The sequence below is a fragment of the Pseudomonas sp. NBRC 111130 genome (genome assembly GCF_001320485.1).
GTDB lineage: Bacteria > Pseudomonadota > Gammaproteobacteria > Pseudomonadales > Pseudomonadaceae > Aquipseudomonas > Aquipseudomonas vlassakiae.
Genome location: NZ_BCBG01000100.1, coordinates 41,011 through 59,693, shown reverse-complemented (window position 1 = coordinate 59,693; position 18,683 = coordinate 41,011). Strand labels below are relative to the sequence as shown.

Sequence of the window (18,683 nt, the reverse complement as noted above, 5' to 3'; positions counted from 1 at the left end):
TCAAAGCTCCATGGTGTGAACCTGTACGGGCAGTACCCCTGCTTACGCAGGTGCCGGGATGCGGCCGCAGAGATCCTTGGCGAAAAAGCTGAAAAAAAATGTCACATTTTTGTTTAAATTTTGTTACCTGAGTGCGGTTCTCAGGGCCCTTGTGTGCTGCACACGTTTGCTATGTAAATGAAATGCAAACTCATCTTCCTGACGCACGGAAAAGCGCCCGGCGCAGGCCGGAAAGTTGAGCGATGGACTACTTGATAATTGCGACTTTGAACATAAGCCGGAAAAGAGTCGACACAGTGCAAGAGCATAGATAGTGGACTGCGAAGTGCCAGAATATGCGGTGGGTTCGTTAGGATAAGTTGCACTAACAAGCGAAAGTTGTAAGCCCGTTAAGTTGGTGTTGCCCATGAACGGCATCGAGGGGCTAGACTTATAACGGATGTCCATCCATTCAAACCACTGACCACCGCTCCCCTCGAACCGGACTTCCTCGTCGACGGTGGCCTTCTTGCAGAGGAGGGCAGGTCATGGACGAGACAAGGCTTCACGCATTCATGGGCAAGCTGGTCGGTGACATGGGCGCTGCAGCGACCCTGGCCAATGTCATCCTTGGCGATGAACTTGGCCTGTACCGGGCCATGGCCGACAGCCAGCCGACCAGCCCCGAGGCCCTGGCGGCAAAGACCGGCTGCCACCCACGGCTGGTGCGCGAATGGCTCAACGCCCAGGCAGCCTCCGGCTACATGGTGCATGACAAAGGCACGTTCGTTCTGCCTGAAGAGCAGGCCATGGCGCTGGCCCTGGAAGACTCGCCGGCCTACATGGCCGGGGGCGCGGCGGTCATCGCGGCCTTGTTCCATGACAAGGACAAGTTGGTGGCGGCCATGCGCGGCGATGGCGGGCTGGCCTGGGGTGACCACCACCCGTGCATGTTCAGTGGCACCGAGCGGTTCTTCAGGCCCGGTTACCGCACGTTTCTCGTGGCGGACTGGTTGCCGGCGCTCGAAGGCGTGGTGGCCAAGCTGCAGGCCGGGGCCAAGGTCGCAGACGTCGGTTGTGGCCATGGCGCTTCGACGCTGGTCCTGGCGCAGGCGTTTCCGGCTTCTACCTTCATCGGCTACGACTACCACGCACCGTCCATTGCCACGGCCAGTGAACGTGCGCGCGAAGCCGGGCTGGCGGCGCGTGTGAGCTTCCAGCAGGCATCGGCCAAGGACTATCCGGGGCATGACCACGACCTGGTGTGCTTCTTCGATTGCCTGCATGACATGGGCGACCCCGTGGGCGCAGCAAAGCATGCCTACCGGGCGCTGAAGGCGGATGGCACAGTGATGTTGGTGGAGCCTTATGCCGAGGATTCGCTGGAGGGCAACCTGACGCCGGTCGGGCGGTTGTTCTATGCGGCGTCGACGTTCATCTGCACGCCTAATTCATTGTCCCAGGAAGTGGGGCTGGGGCTCGGCGCTCAGGCCGGGGAGGCGCGCTTGCGGGCAGTGTTCGAGGAGGCGGGGTTCACACGGTTCCGGCGGGCTACGCAGACACCGTTCAACCTGATTCTGGAGGCCAGGAAATAGATGTAATCCTGTGCCGGCCTCTTCGCGGGCTTGCCCGCTCCCACAGGTACTGCGCAGTATTCGAGGCCTGCGCAGTACCTGTGGGAGCGGGCGAGCCCGCGAAGAGGCCGGGCCTGCAAATGCAGAAGGGGCGCCATGTTGGCGCCCCTTCTGGTTTACGGCTCAGGCTTCAGCGTCCCACGGACGATCGCCATTTTCATCTTTCACGCGGGTCGGCAGGCCCATCACGTCCAGCGCCTTGAGGAACGGCTCGGCTGGCAACTCTTCGACGTTGACCATGCGCTTGGCGTCCCACTCACCACGGGCGACCAGCAGAGCCGCAGCCACCGGCGGTACACCGGCGGTATAGGAGATACCCTGGCTGTCGGTCTCGGCGTAGGCTTCTTCGTGGTCGGCCACGTTGTAGATGAACACTTCACGCGGCTTACCGTCCTTGGTGCCCTTCACCAGGTCACCGATGCAGGTCTTGCCGGTGTAGCCCGGGGCCAGCGAGGCCGGGTCAGGCAGTACGGCCTTGACCACTTTCAGCGGGACCACTTCCAGGCCCTCGGCCGTCTTCACCGGTTGTTCGGAGAGCAGGCCGAGGTTCTTCAGCACGGTGAACACATTGATGTAGTGCTCGCCGAAGCTCATCCAGAAACGCACGTTCGGTACGTTGAGGTTCTTCGAGATCGAATGAACTTCGTCGTGACCTGTCAGGTACAGGTTCTGCGAACCGACCACCGGCAGGTCGTCGGTACGCTTGACTTCGAACATGGTGTTGCTGGTCCACTGGCTGTTCTGCCAGCTCCATACTTGCCCGGTAAACTCGCGGAAGTTGATTTCCGGGTCGAAGTTGGTGGCAAAGTACTTGCCGTGCGAACCGGCGTTGACGTCGAGAATGTCGATCGAATCAATGCTGTCGAAGTATTGCTGTTGCGCAAGTTTTGCGTAGCTGTTCACCACACCCGGGTCGAAACCGACACCGAGAATGGCGGTAATGTTCTTTTGTTGGCACTCTTCGAGGTGTTTCCACTCGTAGTTGCCGTACCACGGCGGGGTCTCGCAGATCTTGCCCGGCTCTTCGTGGATGGCGGTGTCCAGGTAGGCGACACCGGTATCGATGCAGGCACGCAGCACCGACATGTTGAGGAAGGCGGAACCGACGTTGATCACGATCTGCGATTCGGTCTCGCGGATCAGTGCCTTGGTCGCCTCGACATCGAGGGCGTTGAGCGAGAAGGCCTGGATGTCGGCGGGCACCTTGAGGCTACCCTTGGCCTTGACGCTGTCGATGATGGCCTGGCATTTGGAGATGTTCCGTGACGCGATAGCGATACGACCCAGTTCGTCGTTATGCTGCGCGCACTTGTGGGCCACCACCTTGGCGACACCTCCTGCACCAATGATAAGAACGTTCTTCTTCAATTTACCTGTTGCTCCTTACTTGGGTAGCCGGTCTTACGACAGGCTGGAAACGTAGTCTTCGAAACCGAAATCGCGCACCACCTCGACGCTGCCGTCGAGCTGCTTGACCACGATCGATGGCATCTTCAGGCCGTTGAACCAGTTTTTCTTGACCATGGTGTAGCCGGCGGTGTCGATGAACGACAGACGGTCGCCGATGGCCAGCGGACGATCGAATTGGTACTCGCCGAAGATGTCACCGGCCAGGCACGACTTGCCGCAGACCATGTAGGTGTGCTCGCCGTCGTTGGGGGCCATCTTGGCGTTGAGGCGGTAGATCAGCAGGTCGAGCAGGTGCGCTTCGATCGAGCTGTCGACCACGGCGAGGTGCTTGCCGTTGTACAGGGTGTCGAGCACGGTCACTTCCAGCGAGGCGCTGTTGGTGATGGCCGCTTCGCCCGGCTCCAGGTACACCTGCACGCCGTATCGCTCGGAGAAGGCTTTCAGGCGTGCACAGAAGGCATCCAGGGCATACCCCTCACCGGTGAAATGGATGCCGCCACCCAGGCTGACCCACTCGACCTTGTGCAGCAGGTGGCCGAAGCGCTCTTCGATGTGTATCAGCATCTGGTCGAACAGGCCGAAGTCACCGTTCTCGCAGTTGTTGTGGAACATGAAGCCGGAGATCTGTTCGATCACCTGTTCGATCTTCGCCGGGTCCCACTCGCCGAGGCGGCTGAACGGGCGGGCCGGGTCGGCCAGCAGGTAGTCGGAGCTGCTCACCTGCGGGTTGACGCGCAGGCCGCGGACCTTGCCTTCGGACTGTTCGGCGAAACGCTGCAGCTGGCCGATCGAGTTGAAGATGATCTTGTCGCAGTTCTCGAGCATTTCCTCGATTTCGTCATCGGCCCAGGCCACGCTGTAGGCGTGGGTTTCGCCGGCGAACTTCTGGCGGCCGAGCTTGAGCTCGAACAGCGAGGACGACGTGGTGCCGTCCATGTACTGCTGCATCAGGTCGAACACCGACCAGGTGGCGAAGCACTTGAGGGCGAGCAGCGCCTTGGCACCGGAGTTTTCACGCACGTAGGCGATCTTCTCCATGTTGCGCAGGAGCTTGGTTTTGTCGATGAGGTAGTACGGCGTCTTGATCATTTAAAGGCCCCCGGCCAGGCCGGCCAAAAAAAAGATCCGCATTGTGCCTTCACTTGCCGCAGATCGAAAGGGCGGATGGTGTATTTCGTCTGCGTGGCGGTTGTTGCAGGTGAAATGATTCGGCAGCGGCGGGTTCAGTAATACAGGGGGAAATGAACATCCTGATGACAGCGTGACCGATGGCATATGTTCGCCATGGCATTTTTGCGTCTGTGGGACCGAGCGCCGCCCGAGCGGTGCATCGCGGGCGGTGCTCGGTCCCACAGGCGCCGAAAAGGCCTAGGCGAGCACCCGGCGGCCATACCGCCGTTCATTGCGCCTGCTTCAACCACGCCTGAATCTGCTCCAGCGTTGCAGTAGCTCCCCCACAAACCACCACCAGCACATGCTGGTAGCCAGCCAACGCCTCTGCCGAGTAAGCCAGTGCCAATGCCGCGCCACACGCGGGCTCCACCAGTACCCGATGGTCCAGCAGGAAGCGCTCACAGGCTTCCAGTGCTGCCCGGTCGCTGACCAGATGACAGTGCACCGGATGCTGCCGGGTACAGGCCAAAGCCTGTTCGGCCACGCGCTTGGCGCCCAGCGAGCTGGCCACCGAGGCGATGCCCGGCAGTTCCACTGTGTGCCCGGCCTGCATGGCCGCATGCAGCGAAGCGGCCCCTGTGGTTTCCACCGCCAGCACCGGCACATCGCCCCAGCCGTTACGCTGCAAGCCTTCGACCACGCCACTGAGCAGGCCGCCGCCGCCCACCGACAGGACCACCGCATCCGGTTTCAAGCCGCCCGCCGCCACTTCGTCGACCAGGCTGGCATGCCCGGCCCATAGCAGCGGGTCGTCGAACGGGTGGATGAAGGCATCGCCGGCACCGACCAGGGTCAGTGCCAGTTCATTGGCTTCTTGCCACGAGCTGCCATGCACCACCACCTTGGCGTCTTCCAGGCGCAGCAGCTCCTTGGCCCGTTCGGTGGTGGTCTCGGGCACCACCACGGTCACCGGCACCCCCAGCTTGCGCCCGGCATAGGCCACCGCCAGCCCGGCATTGCCGCCCGACGAGGAGACGAAATGGCGCGCGCCACGGGCATGATGCACCTCGCAGGCATGGCCGACACCGCGCAGCTTGAACGAGCCACAGGGCTGCAGGGCGTCGATTTTCAGCCAGACCGAGCGGCCGGCGGCAAGCGACAGAGGGCGGGATTCAAGGAGGGGCGTCTGGATATGCAGGGACATGTGAGCCTTCTGGTCTGCGCAATACAAAGGAAGCCTGTCATACCAGCTGGCCCCAGCATCGGCAAGGCGACGCTGGGGCCAGGATGATCAGCCCAGCGGCGGGGTACGCGGCGGTACCATCCGGCGCGAACCGGTCGATTCAAAGGCCGCAGCAAAGCTCAGCAGCGCATTGTCGCTATAGGCCTTGCCTGCAAAGGTCAGGCCCACCGGCATGCCGATATCAGCCATCACACCCATCGGCACGGTCACGGTCGGCACGCCCAGGTGGCGGATCGCCAGGTTGCCGTTGGCCACCCAGATGCCGTTGCTCCAGGCGATGTCGGCCGAGGCCGGGTTGACGTCGGCATCGGCCGGGCCGACATCGGCCACGGTCGGGAACAGTACGGCGTCCAGGCCCTGCGCGTCCATCCAGTCTTCGAGGTCAAGCTTGCGGGTCTTTTCCAGCCCGCGCAGGCCATCGGGCAGGGTCTCGATCTGGTCCCAGGTCTTCAGGCCGCGCTTGGCCATGTTGACGTATTCGTCCATGCCCGCGGCCAGGTCGTCCTCACGGTTGGGCAGGGTGCCCGGGTCGTGGGGGAAGATCTGCGGGCCGTCGACATCGGCCAGGCGGTTGAGCTTGGGGTCATCGTTGGCCCGCAGGAAGTCGTCGAAGGCCCAGCCCGACAGCTCCCACAGCTCGTCATGGAGGAATTCCTTGCTGACGATGCCGCGGTTGTAGACGGTCGGCGCCCCCGGGCGGTCGCCTTCGCAATTGGACACCAGCGGGAAGTCCACTTCCAGCACTTCGGCGCCAGCCGCTTCCAGGGCCTGGCGAGCCTGTTGCCACAGGGCGATGACGCTGTCGCGGGTGACGATGCGCTGGCCGGTCGGGCCACCGATGCCCGGCTTCTCCGAGGTGCCGGCTTCAGCGTCGGCATTGATGTACATGCGCGGTACGCCAAAACGTTTACCCTTGAGCGAGCTGGCATCGACAGCCAGGTCCAGGTAGGACGCCGGGCGCACCGAAGAGGCAGCCGGGATCGGTACCCATGGCTGCAGGCGCCACAGGTCGCCGCGTTTGTCGGCATCGTCGGCAACCACCACGTCGAGGATTTCCAGCAGGTCGGCCATGGTTCGGGCATACGGCACCACTACGTCCATGGTCGGAGTCAGCGGCCAGTTGCCACGTACCGAGATCACGCCACGCGACGGGGTGTAGGCGCACAGGCCATTGTTCGAGGCAGGGCCGCGGCCGCTCGACCAGGTTTCTTCGGCCAGGCCGAAGGCGCTGAAGCTGGCGGCGGTGGCGGTACCGGCGCCGTTCGACGAGCCGGAGGCGAACGGTGCGGTCAGGTACTTGGCGTTGTACGGGCTTTCGGCGCGGCCGTAGACGCCACGCTGCATGCCGCCATTGGCCATCGGTGGCATGTTGGTCTTGCCCAGGCACACGGCACCGGCGGCGCGCAGGCGTTCGATGGTGAAAGCGTCGCGCTGGGCGACCAGGTCCTTGAACGCGGGGCTGCCGGAGGCGGCGGTCAGGCCCTTGACCAGGTAGCTGTCCTTGGCGGTGTAGGGGATGCCGTCCAGCGGGCTCAGGGTCTGGCCCTTGGCGCGGCGGGCGTCGGAGGCCTCGGCTTCCTTGAGCGCATCAGGGTTGCGTACGACCACGGCGTTCAACGCGGTGGCGGTGTCGGCTCCATCGTAGGCGTCGATGCGCGCCAGGTAGGCCTTGACCAGCTCGACCGCCGTCGTGCGGCCCGTTTCGAGTGCGTCGCGCAGCTCGGCAATGGAAACCTCGGTTACCTCGATCATGCTTTCACCAAAATTTGTGCAGGTTGGGGCTAGTGCGAGGAGTGTACAAGAAGGGATCAGGGCTGGGAGGTTTGCGCGGCAGAAATGGTTTTTTGCAACGGGGCATTGTCGGGGCCGCCCAGCGGCCCCCGACAGCTTCAGTCAAGGTCGGCCGCCGAGTGCCGCTCGGGCACCTGGCTGGCTTCATCGCCCCAGGTACGGTTGACCCGGGTGCCACGCTGCACGGCCGGGCGCTGGGCGATTTCCTCGGCCCAGCGCTTGACCTGTGGGTATTCATCCACCGCCAGGAATTCCGCCGCGCCATACAGGTTGCCGCGCACCAGCTGGCCGTACCATGGCCACACGGCGATGTCGGCGATGCTGTATTCGTCGCCGCCGAGGTAGCGGCTTACCGCCAGGCGGCGCTCCAGCACGTCGAGCTGGCGCTTGGCTTCCATGGTGAAGCGGTTGATCGCGTACTCGATCTTGTCCGGCGCGTACACATAGAAGTGGCCGAAGCCGCCGCCCAGGTAAGGCGCGGCGCCCATCTGCCAGAACAGCCAGTTGAGGGTTTCGGTGCGTGCGGCGGGTGCCTTGGGCAGGAAGGCGCCGAACTTTTCCGCCAGGTGCAGCAGGATCGAACCGGACTCGAACACCCGCACCGGCGGTTCAGCGCTGCGGTCGAGCAGGGCGGGAATCTTCGAGTTGGGGTTGACCTCGACGAAGCCGCTGGAAAACTGGTCACCGTCGCCGATGCGGATCAGCCAGGCGTCGTATTCGGCGCCGCTGTGGCCCAGGGCGAGCAGTTCTTCGAGCAGGATGGTGACCTTGACACCGTTGGGGGTGGCCAGGGAGTACAGCTGCAGCGGGTGCTTGCCGACGGGCAGGTCCTTGTCATGGGTCGGCCCGGCGATCGGCCGGTTGATGCTGGCGAACTGGCCGCCGGAGGCCGCGTCGTTGCGCCAGACCTTGGGCGGGACGTAAGGGTGCTTGCTCATGCAGGGTTCTCCTGGGAAGTCGCGAAGGCAGTCAGCCAAAGACGTTGACCTGCATCTATGCCACGGGTTCGGAGAAAAGCGCAAATGCATTGGGCGCGGGCACGGGCTGCATGGGGAATGGGTGGGGGCATTCGCGGGGCGTACCCGCGAATGCGCAGGGTCAGGCTACGGGAATGGTCGGGTCCGCCGCCGCCAGGGCCGCCGTACGGTCCGCCATCGGCGGATAGATCCAGATCGAGTTGATCTGCGCTTTCAGCAGCTTGGCCTCGGCCTTGTCGGTCGGTGGCGAGACGGTGCGCTCCCAGCCCTCGGTATACACCGCGCCCCAGGCGCCAAGGTCGAGGCAGGTCACGTACTTGGGCTGGCTGTAGGTCATCGGTGCCACGCCGATCAGCTCGGCCGCTGCGTTGTTGCCGGCATAGCGCCCCAGCGGAATGGCATGCTGGCACGACATCACCGCGAAGTTGCCCTGGTTGTCGCAGGCGGCATAGGCCACGTCCCCGGCCGCGTAGACCGCGTCATTGCCGATGACCTTGAGGTTGCCGTCGACATGCAGCCGGCCTTGGCGGTCGCGCTCGCCGCTGATCTGTTCGGTCAGCGGGTTGGCCTTGAAGCCCACGGTCCAGATGACCGTGGCGGCGTCGATGCGCTGGCCGTCGTCCAGCAGCACCCCGTCACGGTCCACCGAGGCGACAGTGGTGCCGCAGATCCACTCGATGCCCAGCGCCTCGCAGGCCTGTTCGATGGCCGGGCGGATGCCGTCACCCAGCGCGGCGCCGATCTTCGCCCCGCGGTCGACCACAACCACCCGTAGCCTGGCGTCCTCAACGAGAATGGCGCGCAGGCGCGTCGGCAGTTCCGTGGCGGTCTCGATACCGGTAAAGCCGCCGCCGGCTACCACCACGGTGTTGCGTGCGGGGCTCTCGGGCAGGTCGGCCAGGGACTTGAGGTGGGTTTCGAGGCGCGCGGCGCTGTCGATCTTGTCGACATCGAAGACGTGCTCGATACCCACCATGTCCGGGCGATTGAGCACGCTGCCGCAGGCCATGATCAGGCGGTCGTAGGGCAGGTTGCATTCGGTGCCGGATGACGTGCGGTAGCGTACGCGCTGCTCGGCTTCATCGACATCGAAGGCCGTGCCGTGGACGAAGCGCACGTTCACCGCATCGAACAGTTCCTGCAGCGGTGCCGCCATGGTATGCACTTCAGGTTCGTAGAAGCGCGGGCGCACATGCAGTTCGGCCTGGGGGGCGAGCAGTGTCACCTGGACATCCCGGCGGCCGTGCAGGTCCAGTTGCCGGATGGCGCTCAGGGCGCTCCACAGGCCTGCGAAGCCGGCGCCAATGATCAGGATATTCTTCATCGTTATGCTCCTGGGTAGTCCATGAGGAAAGACCGGTAGACAAGACAGACCGTCATTGCGGTCAACGATGTTACGACCGGCCAGGTGCCGCACCCTAGGCCAGAGAACCCTGAATTTCGGCCAAAGGTACCGTGCGGGCAAAGCGCGCCCGGTAGTCGCGAGGGGTCACCGCCAGGTGGCGCTGGAAGGCCAGGCGCATGCGCTCTTCGCTGCCGAAACCGCACTGGCGGGCAACTTGCTCGATGTGGCCGTCACTGTTCTCCAGCAGCCGCCGCGCCGCTTCGAGGCGGAACACCTCGATGGCCTTGGCCGGGGTGCGGCCGGTTTTCTGCTTGTATACCCGGGTGAAGTTGCGCAGGCTCATGTGCGCCTGTTCGGCCAGATGCTCGACGCTGAGTCGTGGGTCGTGCAGATGCTGGTTGAGCCATAGGTGCAGCGCCTCGAACGCCCCCGCGTCCTGGCCCTGGGACTTGAGCAGTTCGCTGAACTGGGCCTGGCCGCCGGGGCGCTTGAGGAATACCACCAGCTCGCGCGCCACCTGCATCGCCACGTCGCGGCCGCAGTCCAGTTCGACCAGGGCCAGGACCATGTCGATACCCGCGCTCACACCGGCAGAGGTCCAGACGCTGCCCTGCTGGACGAAGATCGATTCAGGGTCCACTTCCACGGCCGGGAAGTCGCGGCGCAATACCTCGCACATGGCCCAGTGGGTGGCGGCGCGCCGGCCATCGAGCAGGCCGGCACTGGCCAGCAGGAAGGTACCGCTGCAGACCGAAGCGGTGCGCCTGGCGTGGTGGCTGGCACGGCGCAACCAGGTGATCAGCGGGCCGTGATCGGGGAGGCTGCGGATGATGTCGGGGGCGCCGGGCACGATCAGCGTGTCGACGGTTTGCGTCATGACATCGTCCAGCCGCTCGCTGGCGACAACCAGGCCTTCGGCCGTTTGCTGCAGGCCACCTTCCAGGCTGGCGGTGTGCAGCCGGTAGCCTGGCAGGCCGCGCTCGGCCATGGCCTTGGTCGCGGCCCAGAACACGGTCTGCGCGCCACTGAGGTCGAGCAGGCCCATCTGCGGATAGGCGACGAAGACCAGCACCCTTGGGTGGTCGACGGGGAGCAGCGGTGGGTCGAGTTGCTGATTGGGCTCGGTCATCGTATCGGGCGTCGCCTGGTGGTGATGGCATCCTCGGATTCAGAATGTTGGCGGAGTGATCACCCAGATGATCACGGCATCCACCTCGCCAGGGTTGCCATAGCGGTGCGGCTCCTGACTGGAGAAGCTGAAGCTGTCGCCTTCGCCCAGCAGGAAGTGACGCTCGCCAACCCACACCTCGAAACTGCCCGAGAGCACGTAACCCGCTTCGTCACCTTCATGGCTGTAGCTCTGCTGGCTGTAGGTGCCTGGTGGAAAACGCGAGTGCAGCATCTCCAGCTGGCGGTTGGGTTGCGGCGTGAGCAGCTGGTCGACGATGCCGTCCTCGTAATGCACGCTCAGCCGGCTGTTGCGCCGCACCACGTAACCTTGGTCTTCGGGGGCGGTGGTGGCTTCGCTGGCGAAGAACCACTGGATGGTCACCCCGAGGCTGCGGGCGATGTTGAACAGCGCCGGGATCGACGGGTACGACAGGTTGCGTTCCAGCTGGCTGATGTAGCCGGCGGTCAGCTCGCTGTGCGCCGCCAGCTCCGCCAGGGTCATGCCGCGGCGCTTGCGCAGGCCGCGGATGCGGCCACCGAGGAACTGCGGCGCGCTGCCGCCGTCTTCGGCGGCGGGCGGAAACTGGGGTTGCTGGCTCATGCGCTTCGGTCCATCGGGAAAGCCGCAGTATGGACAGGCTCAGAGCGCCCAGGCAACTGTCAGGCCTTCATGGATCGCCTCCTCGACCGTGCGTGGGGCCAGGCAGTCGCCGATGCGCCGCACCTCCACCAGGCCGGCCAGTTCTGCTGCCAGGGTGTCCTGAGGTTGGTGGCCGAGGCACAGTACCAGGGTGTCGATACCTTCGAAGATCATTGGTTGGCCGCTGGCGGTCTGCTGCAGGTAGACGGTGTTGTCGTCGCACCCGTACAGGCGGGCATAAGGTGTGATCGGGATGCCCAGGCGGTGCAGCTCGCCGGCCATCTGGTCGCGCACGTACAGCGGCAGGGTTTCGCCGCAGTGGGTGCCGTTCACCGCCAGCTGCACCTGGTGGCCATCTCGAGTCAGGCGCTCGGCGATGCCGGGGCCGATCCAGTCGCAGCGCCAATCGATCACCAGCACCGAGGGGCCAAGAGCGACTTCATTGCGCAGAACCTGCCAGGCATCCACCACCTGCAGCTCGCCGCTACGTTCGAACGAGGGCCAGTAGGGCGTGGCGCCGGTAGCGGCAATCACCAGGTCGGGGCGTTCACGTTCGACCAATGCGCGATCAACACGTGTATTACGTACTACGCGAACCTCAGCCAGTTCCATCTCGCGCTGCAGGTTGGTGCTGGCGCCGCCGAACTCGCTGCGCCGGGGCAGCATCTGGGCAAGCTGTATCTGGCCGCCGAGTTGTGTACTGGCTTCGTACAGCGTGACGTCATGCCCGCGGGCCGCAGCCACGGCTGCGGCTTTCATGCCAGCGGGGCCGCCGCCCGCTACCAGGATGCGCTTGCGCGCAGTAGCGGGGGCTGGGTGTTCGTACTGCAACTCGCGCCCGGTTTCCGGGTGCTGGATACAGGAGATCGGCAGGCCGCGGTGGAAGTGGCCGATGCAGGCCTGGTTGCAGGCAATGCAGGCGCGCACGTCCTCGACCTGGCCGCGCTCGGTCTTGGCCGGCATCTGCGGGTCGCAGATCAGGGCGCGGGTCATGCCACACACGTCGGCCTGGCCACGGGCCAGGATCAGTTCGGCTTCCTGCGGCTGGTTGATGCGCCCGGTGACGAACAGTGGGATGTCCAGGTGCTGCTTGAAGGTGCCGGCCTCGCGCGCCAGGTAGGCCGGGGCGATGGCCATGGGCGGCACGATATGCACGGCACCGCCCAGCGACGCCGAGGTACCGGCGACGATGTGCAGGTAGTCGACCTGGTCTTGCAGGGCCTGGGCGGCAGCGAGCGATTCGTCCTCGCTGAGGCCTTCGCTGTCGCGTTCGTCGGCGCTGATGCGCAGGCCGACGATGAACGGCTCGTCGGTGGCCGCCCTGACCGCTGCCAGCACCTCGCGCAGAAAGCGCAGGCGCTGTTCCAGGTCGCCGTTGTAGCCGTCGGTGCGCTGGTTGACCCGCGGGTTGAGGAACTGCGCCGGCAGGTAGCCATGGCTGGCCACTACCTCGACACCGTCCAGGCCGGCCTGGTGCAGGCGCCGGGCGGCGCTGGCATAGCCCTGGACGATTTCGTCGATCATCGCCTGGTCCAGCGCCCGCGGCATGACCCGGAAGCGCTCGTTGGGCACCGACGAGGCCGAATAGGCCACTGCCAGCAGGCCATCCGCCGACTCCATGATCTCCCGACCCGGGTGAAACAGTTGCGACAGCACCACCGTGCCGTGGGCATGGCAGGCCTCGGCCAGGCGCCGGTAGCCGTCGATGCAGGCGTCGTCGGTGGCCATCAGCACGTGCGAGGTGTAGCGGGCACTGTCATGCACCCCGGCCACCTGCAGCACGATCAGGCCGACCCCGCCGGCGGCACGGGCGCGCTGGTAGGCGATGAGCTTGTCGTTGACCAGGTTGTCGGTGGGCAGGCAAGTGTCGTGGCCGGTCGACATGATGCGGTTCTTCAGGCGTTTGCCGCGGATCTGCAGGGGTTCGAACAGGTGGGCGAAGGCGGTCGTCATGCGGGCGGCTCCGGTGCGGTGTCGTTCTTGTTTTTCTCATGAAAGTGTAGCGCCAGTAAAAAATCAACTTGTTTTTTTACTAGTGCCCGACTAGCTTTTTCCCAGCCACGGCAGTGGCGCGTGACCTCACTACAACAAGAAACGGGCCTTCGAGCTAAACGCTGGACGGCACCGACAGGAGGCAACTCGATGCAGGCATTTCCTCGCAGTACCGGCCTTTGCGCAGCGCTCCTGGCCTTCGGCCTGGGCAGTGCGCAAGCGGCGCCGCAGATGGTCGTGGTCGGCTATGGCGGCGCCGGTCAGAAAGCCCAGGATGTGGCGATCTTCCAGCCTTTCAGCGCCCAGGACGGCAGTAAGTTGATCCAGAGCGAATACAACGGCGAGATGGCGCGCATCCAGGTGATGGCCGATACCGGCAATGTCGACTGGGACGTGGTGCAGATCGAGGGGCCAGACCTGATGCGCGGCTGCGACGAGGGCATCTACGAGCACCTCGACTGGCAGCGCCTGGGGCATGCCGCCGAACTGATCCCCGCGGCGGCCCAGGCCTGCGGCTCGGCGGCGCTGGTGTGGAGCGTGGCAATCGCCTACGACCGCGACAAGCTGGCCCAGGCACCGACCTCGTGGGCCGATTTCTGGAACGTGCAGAAGTACCCGGGCAAACGCGGCCTGCGCAAGCGCGCGGTGTACAACCTTGAGTTCGCCTTGCTGGCCGACGGGGTCAAGGTCGATGACGTGTACAAGGTGCTGTCGACCCCGGCGGGTGTCGAGCGTGCCTTTGCCAAGCTCACCGAGCTCAAACCGTACATCCAGTGGTGGGAGGCCGGCGCGCAACCGGCGCAGTGGCTGACGGCGGGTGATGTGGTGATGACCTCGACCTACAGCGGCCGCATCGCCGTGGCCGCTCAGCACGGCAGCCCGCTGGCGGTGGTCTGGCCTGGCAGCCTGTATGGCATGGACTACTGGGCGATCATCAAGGGCTCGAAGCACGTCGACCAGGCCAAGCGCCTGATCAGCTATGCCAACCAGCCGGATACCCAGGTGCGTTACGTCGAGCAGATCCCCTACGGGCCGACCAATACCAAGGCGGCGGCCAAGCTTGACCCGGCGCTGGCCAGTTGGGTGCCGACCTCGCCGGAGAACCTGCAGGGCGCCTTGGCGATGAATGTGGAGTTCTGGGTCGATCACGGCGAGGAGCTGGAGCAACGCTTCAATGCCTGGGCGAGCAAATGACGTAGTTTATCGGGGCTGCTTTGCAGCCCCAGATTCCAACAGGAAGAACAACAATGACCGCCACGGAACATACCCTGCGCCAGCAACTGGCCGCCTGCTATCGCCTGATTGCCCATTTCCGCATGTCGGACCTGATTTTCACCCATATCTCCCTGCGCTTGCCGGGCCCCGAACACCATTTCCTGATCAACCCCTACGGCCTGCTGTTCGACGAAATCACCGCCTCGAGCCTGGTGAAGATCGACCTGCAAGGCCGGCCGGTGGAACCTACCGAATACCCGGTCAACCCGGCCGGCTTCGTCATCCACAGTGCCATCCATGCCGCCCGTGAAGACGCCCAGTGCGTGCTGCACACCCATACCCGCGCCGGTTGCGCGGTGGCGGCGCTGGAGTGCGGCTTGCTGCCGGTCAACCAGATGTCGATGGAGTTCCATGGCAAGGTCGCCTACCACACCTACGAAGGTATCGCGCTCGACCTGGACGAGCAGCAACGGCTGGTGGCGGACCTGGGTGACAAGCCGGTGATGATCCTGCGCAACCATGGCTTGCTGACTACCGGGCGCTCGGTGGCCGAGGCGTTCTTGCGCATGTATTACCTGGAGAAGGCGTGCGACATTCAGCTGGCGGCGCAGAGTGCCGGGCAACTGGTGTTGCCGCCGGAGGCGGTGTGTGCGCATACCGAGCGGCAGTTCAATGAGCCGATGCGCGGGTTGAAGCAGGGCGAGCTGAATGACCCGGATGCGCTGCAGCTGGCGTGGGCGGCTTTATTGCGGATGCTGGAGCGCATTGCTCCAGACTATCGCGACTGACTGGCCGGCCTCTTCGCGTCGAACCGCCGCGAAGAGGCCGGTGCAAGAAAACTCAGGACACGGCCATCAGCGCGCCTGCGGCACGATCATGCTGGCGGGGGCTTCGGCGGCTCGTCGGCGCGCCACGCAGTAGTACAGCACGCTCGGCACTACCAGCCCGATCAGCCACGACACATCCACACCCCCCAGGTGCGCGACCATGGGGCCGGTGTACAGCTTGGTGTCGATGAACGGCATCTGCACCAGCACGCCAAGGGTATAGACACTGATGCCAGGCCAGTTCCAGCGGCCATAGCGGCCTTGCGGGTCGGCCAGGGCCGGGATGTCGTAGCGCTCCTTGGTGATGAAGTAGTAGTCCACCAGGTTGACCGCGCTCCAGGGCACGAAGAAGGTCAGCAGGAACAGGATGAACGATTTGAACGCACTAAGGAACGAGTGCTGGCCGAGCAAGGCGACCAGCGTGGCGGCACCGACAATGGCCAGCACGAACACCAGGCGTTGCACGCGGCTGATCGCCAGGTGGCCACGGAAGCCGCTGATGATGGTGGCGATGCACATGAAGCTGCCATAGGAGTTCAGTGTCGAGATGGTCACCTTGCCGAAGGCGATGCTGAAGTACAGCAACGCCGCAGTGGTACCGGCGCCGCCGAGGCCGACGATGTAGGCCACTTCACGCCCGGAGAACTGCCCGCCGGCGATGGCCGCAGCAAACACGCCGAGAATCATCGACGCCTGCGCGCCGACGACCGAACCCAGGCCGGCGGCGAGGAAGGTCTTCACCGGCGAGGTGCTGCTCGGCAGGTAGCGCGAGTAGTCTGCCACGTAGGGGCCGAAGGCGATCTGCCAGGAGGCCGCCAGCGACACCGAGAGCAGGAAGCTGGCCCAGCTGAAGTGACGGTTTTCCAGCAACTGGCCGATGTCGGCGAGCATCAGGATGCGGCTGAACAGGTAGACGAAGGCAATGATGCCCAGCACGCTGGCGACCCGGCCGATCCAGTGGATTACCCGGTAGCCGGCCAGGGTGGCGAGCACGATCACCGAGGCGAAGATGAGGATGCCGGTGCTGTCGCTGACGCTCAGCAACTGGCCAATGGCTTGCCCGGACAGCACCGTGCCGGTGGCGGTGAAGCCCAGGTACATCAGGCACACCAGCACCATCGGGATGGCCGCGCCATACACGCCGAACTGCACGCGGCTGGAGATCATCTGCGGCAGGCCAAGGCGCGGGCCCTGGGCGGCATGTAAGGCCATGACCGCGCCGCCGATCAACTGGCCCAGCAGCAGACCGATCAGCGACCAGAACACGTCGCCGCCGAGCACCACGGCCAGGGCGCCGGTGACGATGGCGGTGATTTGCAGGTTGGCGCCGAGCCAGAGGGTGAACTGACTGTACAGCTTGCCATGGCGCTCGGCTTCCGGGATGTAGTCGATAGAGCGCCGTTCGAGCACGGATTTGCGGGACATTGAGGGCTCCACTTCATTGTTCTTGTGTCAGGGGAGGGCCATCGCCGGCGCGCTGCGCGGATGGCGTCTGCCCGATATCATCATGTCTATACAAGTAGGGTCAAGTGAAGACTGCTGGGCATAACAGCCAATCTGTAGCGCAAGGGTTGGCCATAACTGTGCTGGTCCGTGGGCGGAAAATGGCCTTATGCTGTTACGAAATATGTCTAGAACGCCCGAAGAAGGAAGCTGCAATGCCGCTCAAGGACCTACTGATCGCCCTGGTGGTGATTGTCGCCTGGGGAGTCAATTTCGTGGTCATCAAGGTCGGCCTCGATGGCTTGCCGCCGATGCTGCTCGGAGCATTGCGTTTTCTGCTGGTGGCGTTTCCGGCTGTGCTGCTGGTCAAGCGGCCGAAGCTGCCTTGGGGCTGGCTGATCGCCTATGGCGCGACCATCTCCCTGGGCCAGTTCGCCTTCCTGTTCCAGGCCATGTACAGCGGCATGCCACCGGGCCTGGCGTCGCTGGTGCTGCAGTCGCAGGCGTTTTTCACCCTCGGTTTTGCCGCGCTGTTCCTGGGGGAGCGGCTGCGCCTGGCGAGTGTGCTGGGGTTGCTGGTAGCGGCCAGCGGCCTGGCGCTGATCGGTAGCGAGGACAGCGGCCATGTACCGCTGGTGGCGCTGCTGCTGACCTTGTGTGGCGGGGCCATGTGGGGCATGGGCAACATCATTACCCGCCGCTTTGGCTCGGTCGACCTGGTGGCGCTGGTGATCTGGGGCGGGCTGATTCCACCGCTGCCGTTCCTGGCGTTGTCGTGGTGGCTGGAAGGGCCGGAGCGGATTGGTCATGCACTGGCCAATATCGGCTGGAGCTCGGTACTGGCGCTTGCGTACCTGGCCTTCGTCGCCACCATGATCGGTTACAGCCTGTGGGGCAAGCTGCTGTCGCGCCACCCTGCGGGCAAGGTGGCGCCGTTTTCGCTGCTGGTGCCGGTAATCGGCCTGAGTTCGTCAGCCTGGTTGCTGGGTGAGCGGCTGACGGCCACCCAGGGCTGGGGCGCATTGCTGGTGATGCTTGGTTTACTGGTCAATGTGTTCGGACCCAGGCTGGGGCAGCGTTTGCGGGCAGCCAGTGCGCAATAGCGGAAGCCACCGGCGCTTTTGTTAGACTTGGCCTTTTTTGCAAGGCCAAGGAGCGCAACATGATCATCTCCACCACCAGCCAGCTCGAGGGCCGCCCGATCGCCGAGTACCTTGGCGTTGTCAGCTCCGAATCGGTGCAGGGCATCAACTTCGTGCGCGATTTCTTCACACGTGTTCGCGACGTCTTCGGCGGCCGTTCGCAGACCCTGGAAAGCGCCCTGCGTGAGGCCCGCGCGCAAGCCACCGAAGAACTCATGGCGCGGGCACGGCAGTTGCAAGCCGATGCGGTGGTAGGCGTGGACTTCGAGATCAGCATGCCGTCGGTGCAGGGCGGCATGGTCGTGGTGTTCGCCACCGGTACTGCCGTGCGGCTGAAGTAGCTAAATGCCACTGGTCGGGTCCGCAGGTTTCGTCCGAGCGGTCCGCTTGTGACCGGCTAGTCTCACTGGCACAGGTCGCGTTTTTCAGGTCAGCCCATTGCTGGCTGACGCGGTCGCCACTGAATGGAGATAGGGGCATGAGCGAGTCCTTTTTCGAAGACAGCAACGATGCATTTCCGATCAATAGCCAGGTGCGTTGCGGCCAGGCGGCGTTTCGCCTCGGCTTCATCCACATGACCCTGGAGGAGTCGGAAGACCTCAAGCCTGCCTACCTGCAGCGCATCAAGAAGGGCCGCTTCACACCCCGGGTGCCGGCCAGGAAATAGGCCAGTCAAAAGGTGAACCTGCTCACAGATCCCCGCCCAACGGCGGGGTTTTTGTTGAAGTTGCTTGATCCCGCTCATGGTAACCGCGGGTTGCT

General features: G+C 64.4%; 16 protein-coding genes. 6 read left to right on the top strand and 10 right to left on the bottom strand.

Annotation, left to right across the window (positions count from 1 at the left end):
- The first annotated feature begins 527 nt into the window (after positions 1-527).
- Positions 528-1,574 carry a class I SAM-dependent methyltransferase gene (locus APH33_RS23070; protein ID WP_054887354.1) on the top strand — a complete coding sequence of 349 codons (1,047 nt, stop codon included), beginning with the start codon at positions 528-530 and terminating at the stop codon, positions 1,572-1,574.
- Between the two features lie 162 nt (positions 1,575-1,736).
- Here APH33_RS23070 and APH33_RS23065 read toward each other — a convergent pair whose 3' ends face one another.
- The 9 genes from APH33_RS23065 to APH33_RS23025 all read right to left on the bottom strand — a co-directional run bounded on the left by APH33_RS23065 (position 1,737) and on the right by APH33_RS23025 (position 13,255).
- Entirely contained in the window at positions 1,737-2,981 is a 1,245-nt protein-coding gene (locus tag APH33_RS23065; RefSeq protein ID WP_054887353.1) for a saccharopine dehydrogenase family protein, read from the bottom strand.
- 33 nt (positions 2,982-3,014) lie between these two features.
- Positions 3,015-4,112: a carboxynorspermidine decarboxylase gene (locus APH33_RS23060; RefSeq protein WP_054887352.1), complete on the bottom strand. Its 1,098-nt coding sequence runs from the start codon at positions 4,110-4,112 to the stop codon at positions 3,015-3,017.
- Between the two features lie 310 nt (positions 4,113-4,422).
- Positions 4,423-5,340, bottom strand: coding sequence for a pyridoxal-phosphate dependent enzyme (locus APH33_RS23055; RefSeq protein ID WP_054887351.1), 918 nt, complete (start codon positions 5,338-5,340; stop codon positions 4,423-4,425).
- A gap of 87 nt (positions 5,341-5,427) precedes the next feature.
- Positions 5,428-7,131, bottom strand: a complete 1,704-nt coding sequence (locus APH33_RS23050; protein ID WP_054887350.1) for an amidase — start codon at positions 7,129-7,131, stop codon at positions 5,428-5,430.
- Positions 7,132-7,268: 137 nt separating this feature from the next.
- Complete coding sequence (yghU, locus tag APH33_RS23045) at positions 7,269-8,108, bottom strand: glutathione-dependent disulfide-bond oxidoreductase (protein ID WP_054887349.1); 840 nt, start codon at positions 8,106-8,108, stop codon at positions 7,269-7,271.
- A 160-nt stretch (positions 8,109-8,268) separates the two neighbouring features.
- On the bottom strand, positions 8,269-9,471 hold the full coding sequence (locus tag APH33_RS23040) for an NAD(P)/FAD-dependent oxidoreductase (RefSeq protein ID WP_054887348.1): 1,203 nt from the start codon (positions 9,469-9,471) through the stop codon (positions 8,269-8,271).
- A gap of 94 nt (positions 9,472-9,565) precedes the next feature.
- A complete protein-coding gene (locus tag APH33_RS23035) occupies positions 9,566-10,621 on the bottom strand; it encodes a GlxA family transcriptional regulator (RefSeq protein ID WP_054887347.1) in 1,056 nt (351 codons plus the stop codon).
- Between the two features lie 39 nt (positions 10,622-10,660).
- Entirely contained in the window at positions 10,661-11,263 is a 603-nt protein-coding gene (locus APH33_RS23030) for a helix-turn-helix domain-containing protein (RefSeq protein WP_054887346.1), read from the bottom strand.
- A gap of 39 nt (positions 11,264-11,302) precedes the next feature.
- Entirely contained in the window at positions 11,303-13,255 is a 1,953-nt protein-coding gene (locus tag APH33_RS23025) for an FAD-dependent oxidoreductase (RefSeq protein WP_054887345.1), read from the bottom strand.
- A 189-nt stretch (positions 13,256-13,444) separates the two neighbouring features.
- Here APH33_RS23025 and APH33_RS23020 point away from each other — a divergent pair, with 189 nt between their 5' ends.
- Both APH33_RS23020 and APH33_RS23015 read left to right on the top strand, forming a co-directional pair.
- Positions 13,445-14,488 (top strand): ABC transporter substrate-binding protein, encoded by a 1,044-nt coding sequence (locus tag APH33_RS23020; RefSeq protein WP_054887344.1) that lies wholly within the window; start codon positions 13,445-13,447, stop codon positions 14,486-14,488.
- A gap of 53 nt (positions 14,489-14,541) precedes the next feature.
- Entirely contained in the window at positions 14,542-15,297 is a 756-nt protein-coding gene (locus tag APH33_RS23015) for a class II aldolase/adducin family protein (protein WP_054887343.1), read from the top strand.
- 66 nt (positions 15,298-15,363) lie between these two features.
- Here the strand turns inward: APH33_RS23015 and APH33_RS23010 are convergent, their stop codons facing one another.
- The gene (locus APH33_RS23010) at positions 15,364-16,761 is read right to left on the bottom strand and encodes a cytosine permease (protein ID WP_054887342.1); all 1,398 of its coding nucleotides are present in this window, start codon (positions 16,759-16,761) and stop codon (positions 15,364-15,366) included.
- 233 nt (positions 16,762-16,994) lie between these two features.
- Between APH33_RS23010 and APH33_RS23005 the strand changes: the two genes are divergently transcribed.
- The 3 genes from APH33_RS23005 (at position 16,995) to APH33_RS22995 (ending at position 18,588) form a co-directional block, all read left to right on the top strand.
- Complete coding sequence (locus APH33_RS23005) at positions 16,995-17,882, top strand: EamA family transporter (protein WP_054887341.1); 888 nt, start codon at positions 16,995-16,997, stop codon at positions 17,880-17,882.
- A gap of 59 nt (positions 17,883-17,941) precedes the next feature.
- Positions 17,942-18,262 carry a YbjQ family protein gene (locus APH33_RS23000; RefSeq protein WP_054887340.1) on the top strand — a complete coding sequence of 107 codons (321 nt, stop codon included), beginning with the start codon at positions 17,942-17,944 and terminating at the stop codon, positions 18,260-18,262.
- 137 nt (positions 18,263-18,399) lie between these two features.
- Positions 18,400-18,588 carry a hypothetical protein gene (locus APH33_RS22995; RefSeq protein ID WP_054887339.1) on the top strand — a complete coding sequence of 63 codons (189 nt, stop codon included), beginning with the start codon at positions 18,400-18,402 and terminating at the stop codon, positions 18,586-18,588.
- Positions 18,589-18,683 lie beyond the last annotated feature (95 nt).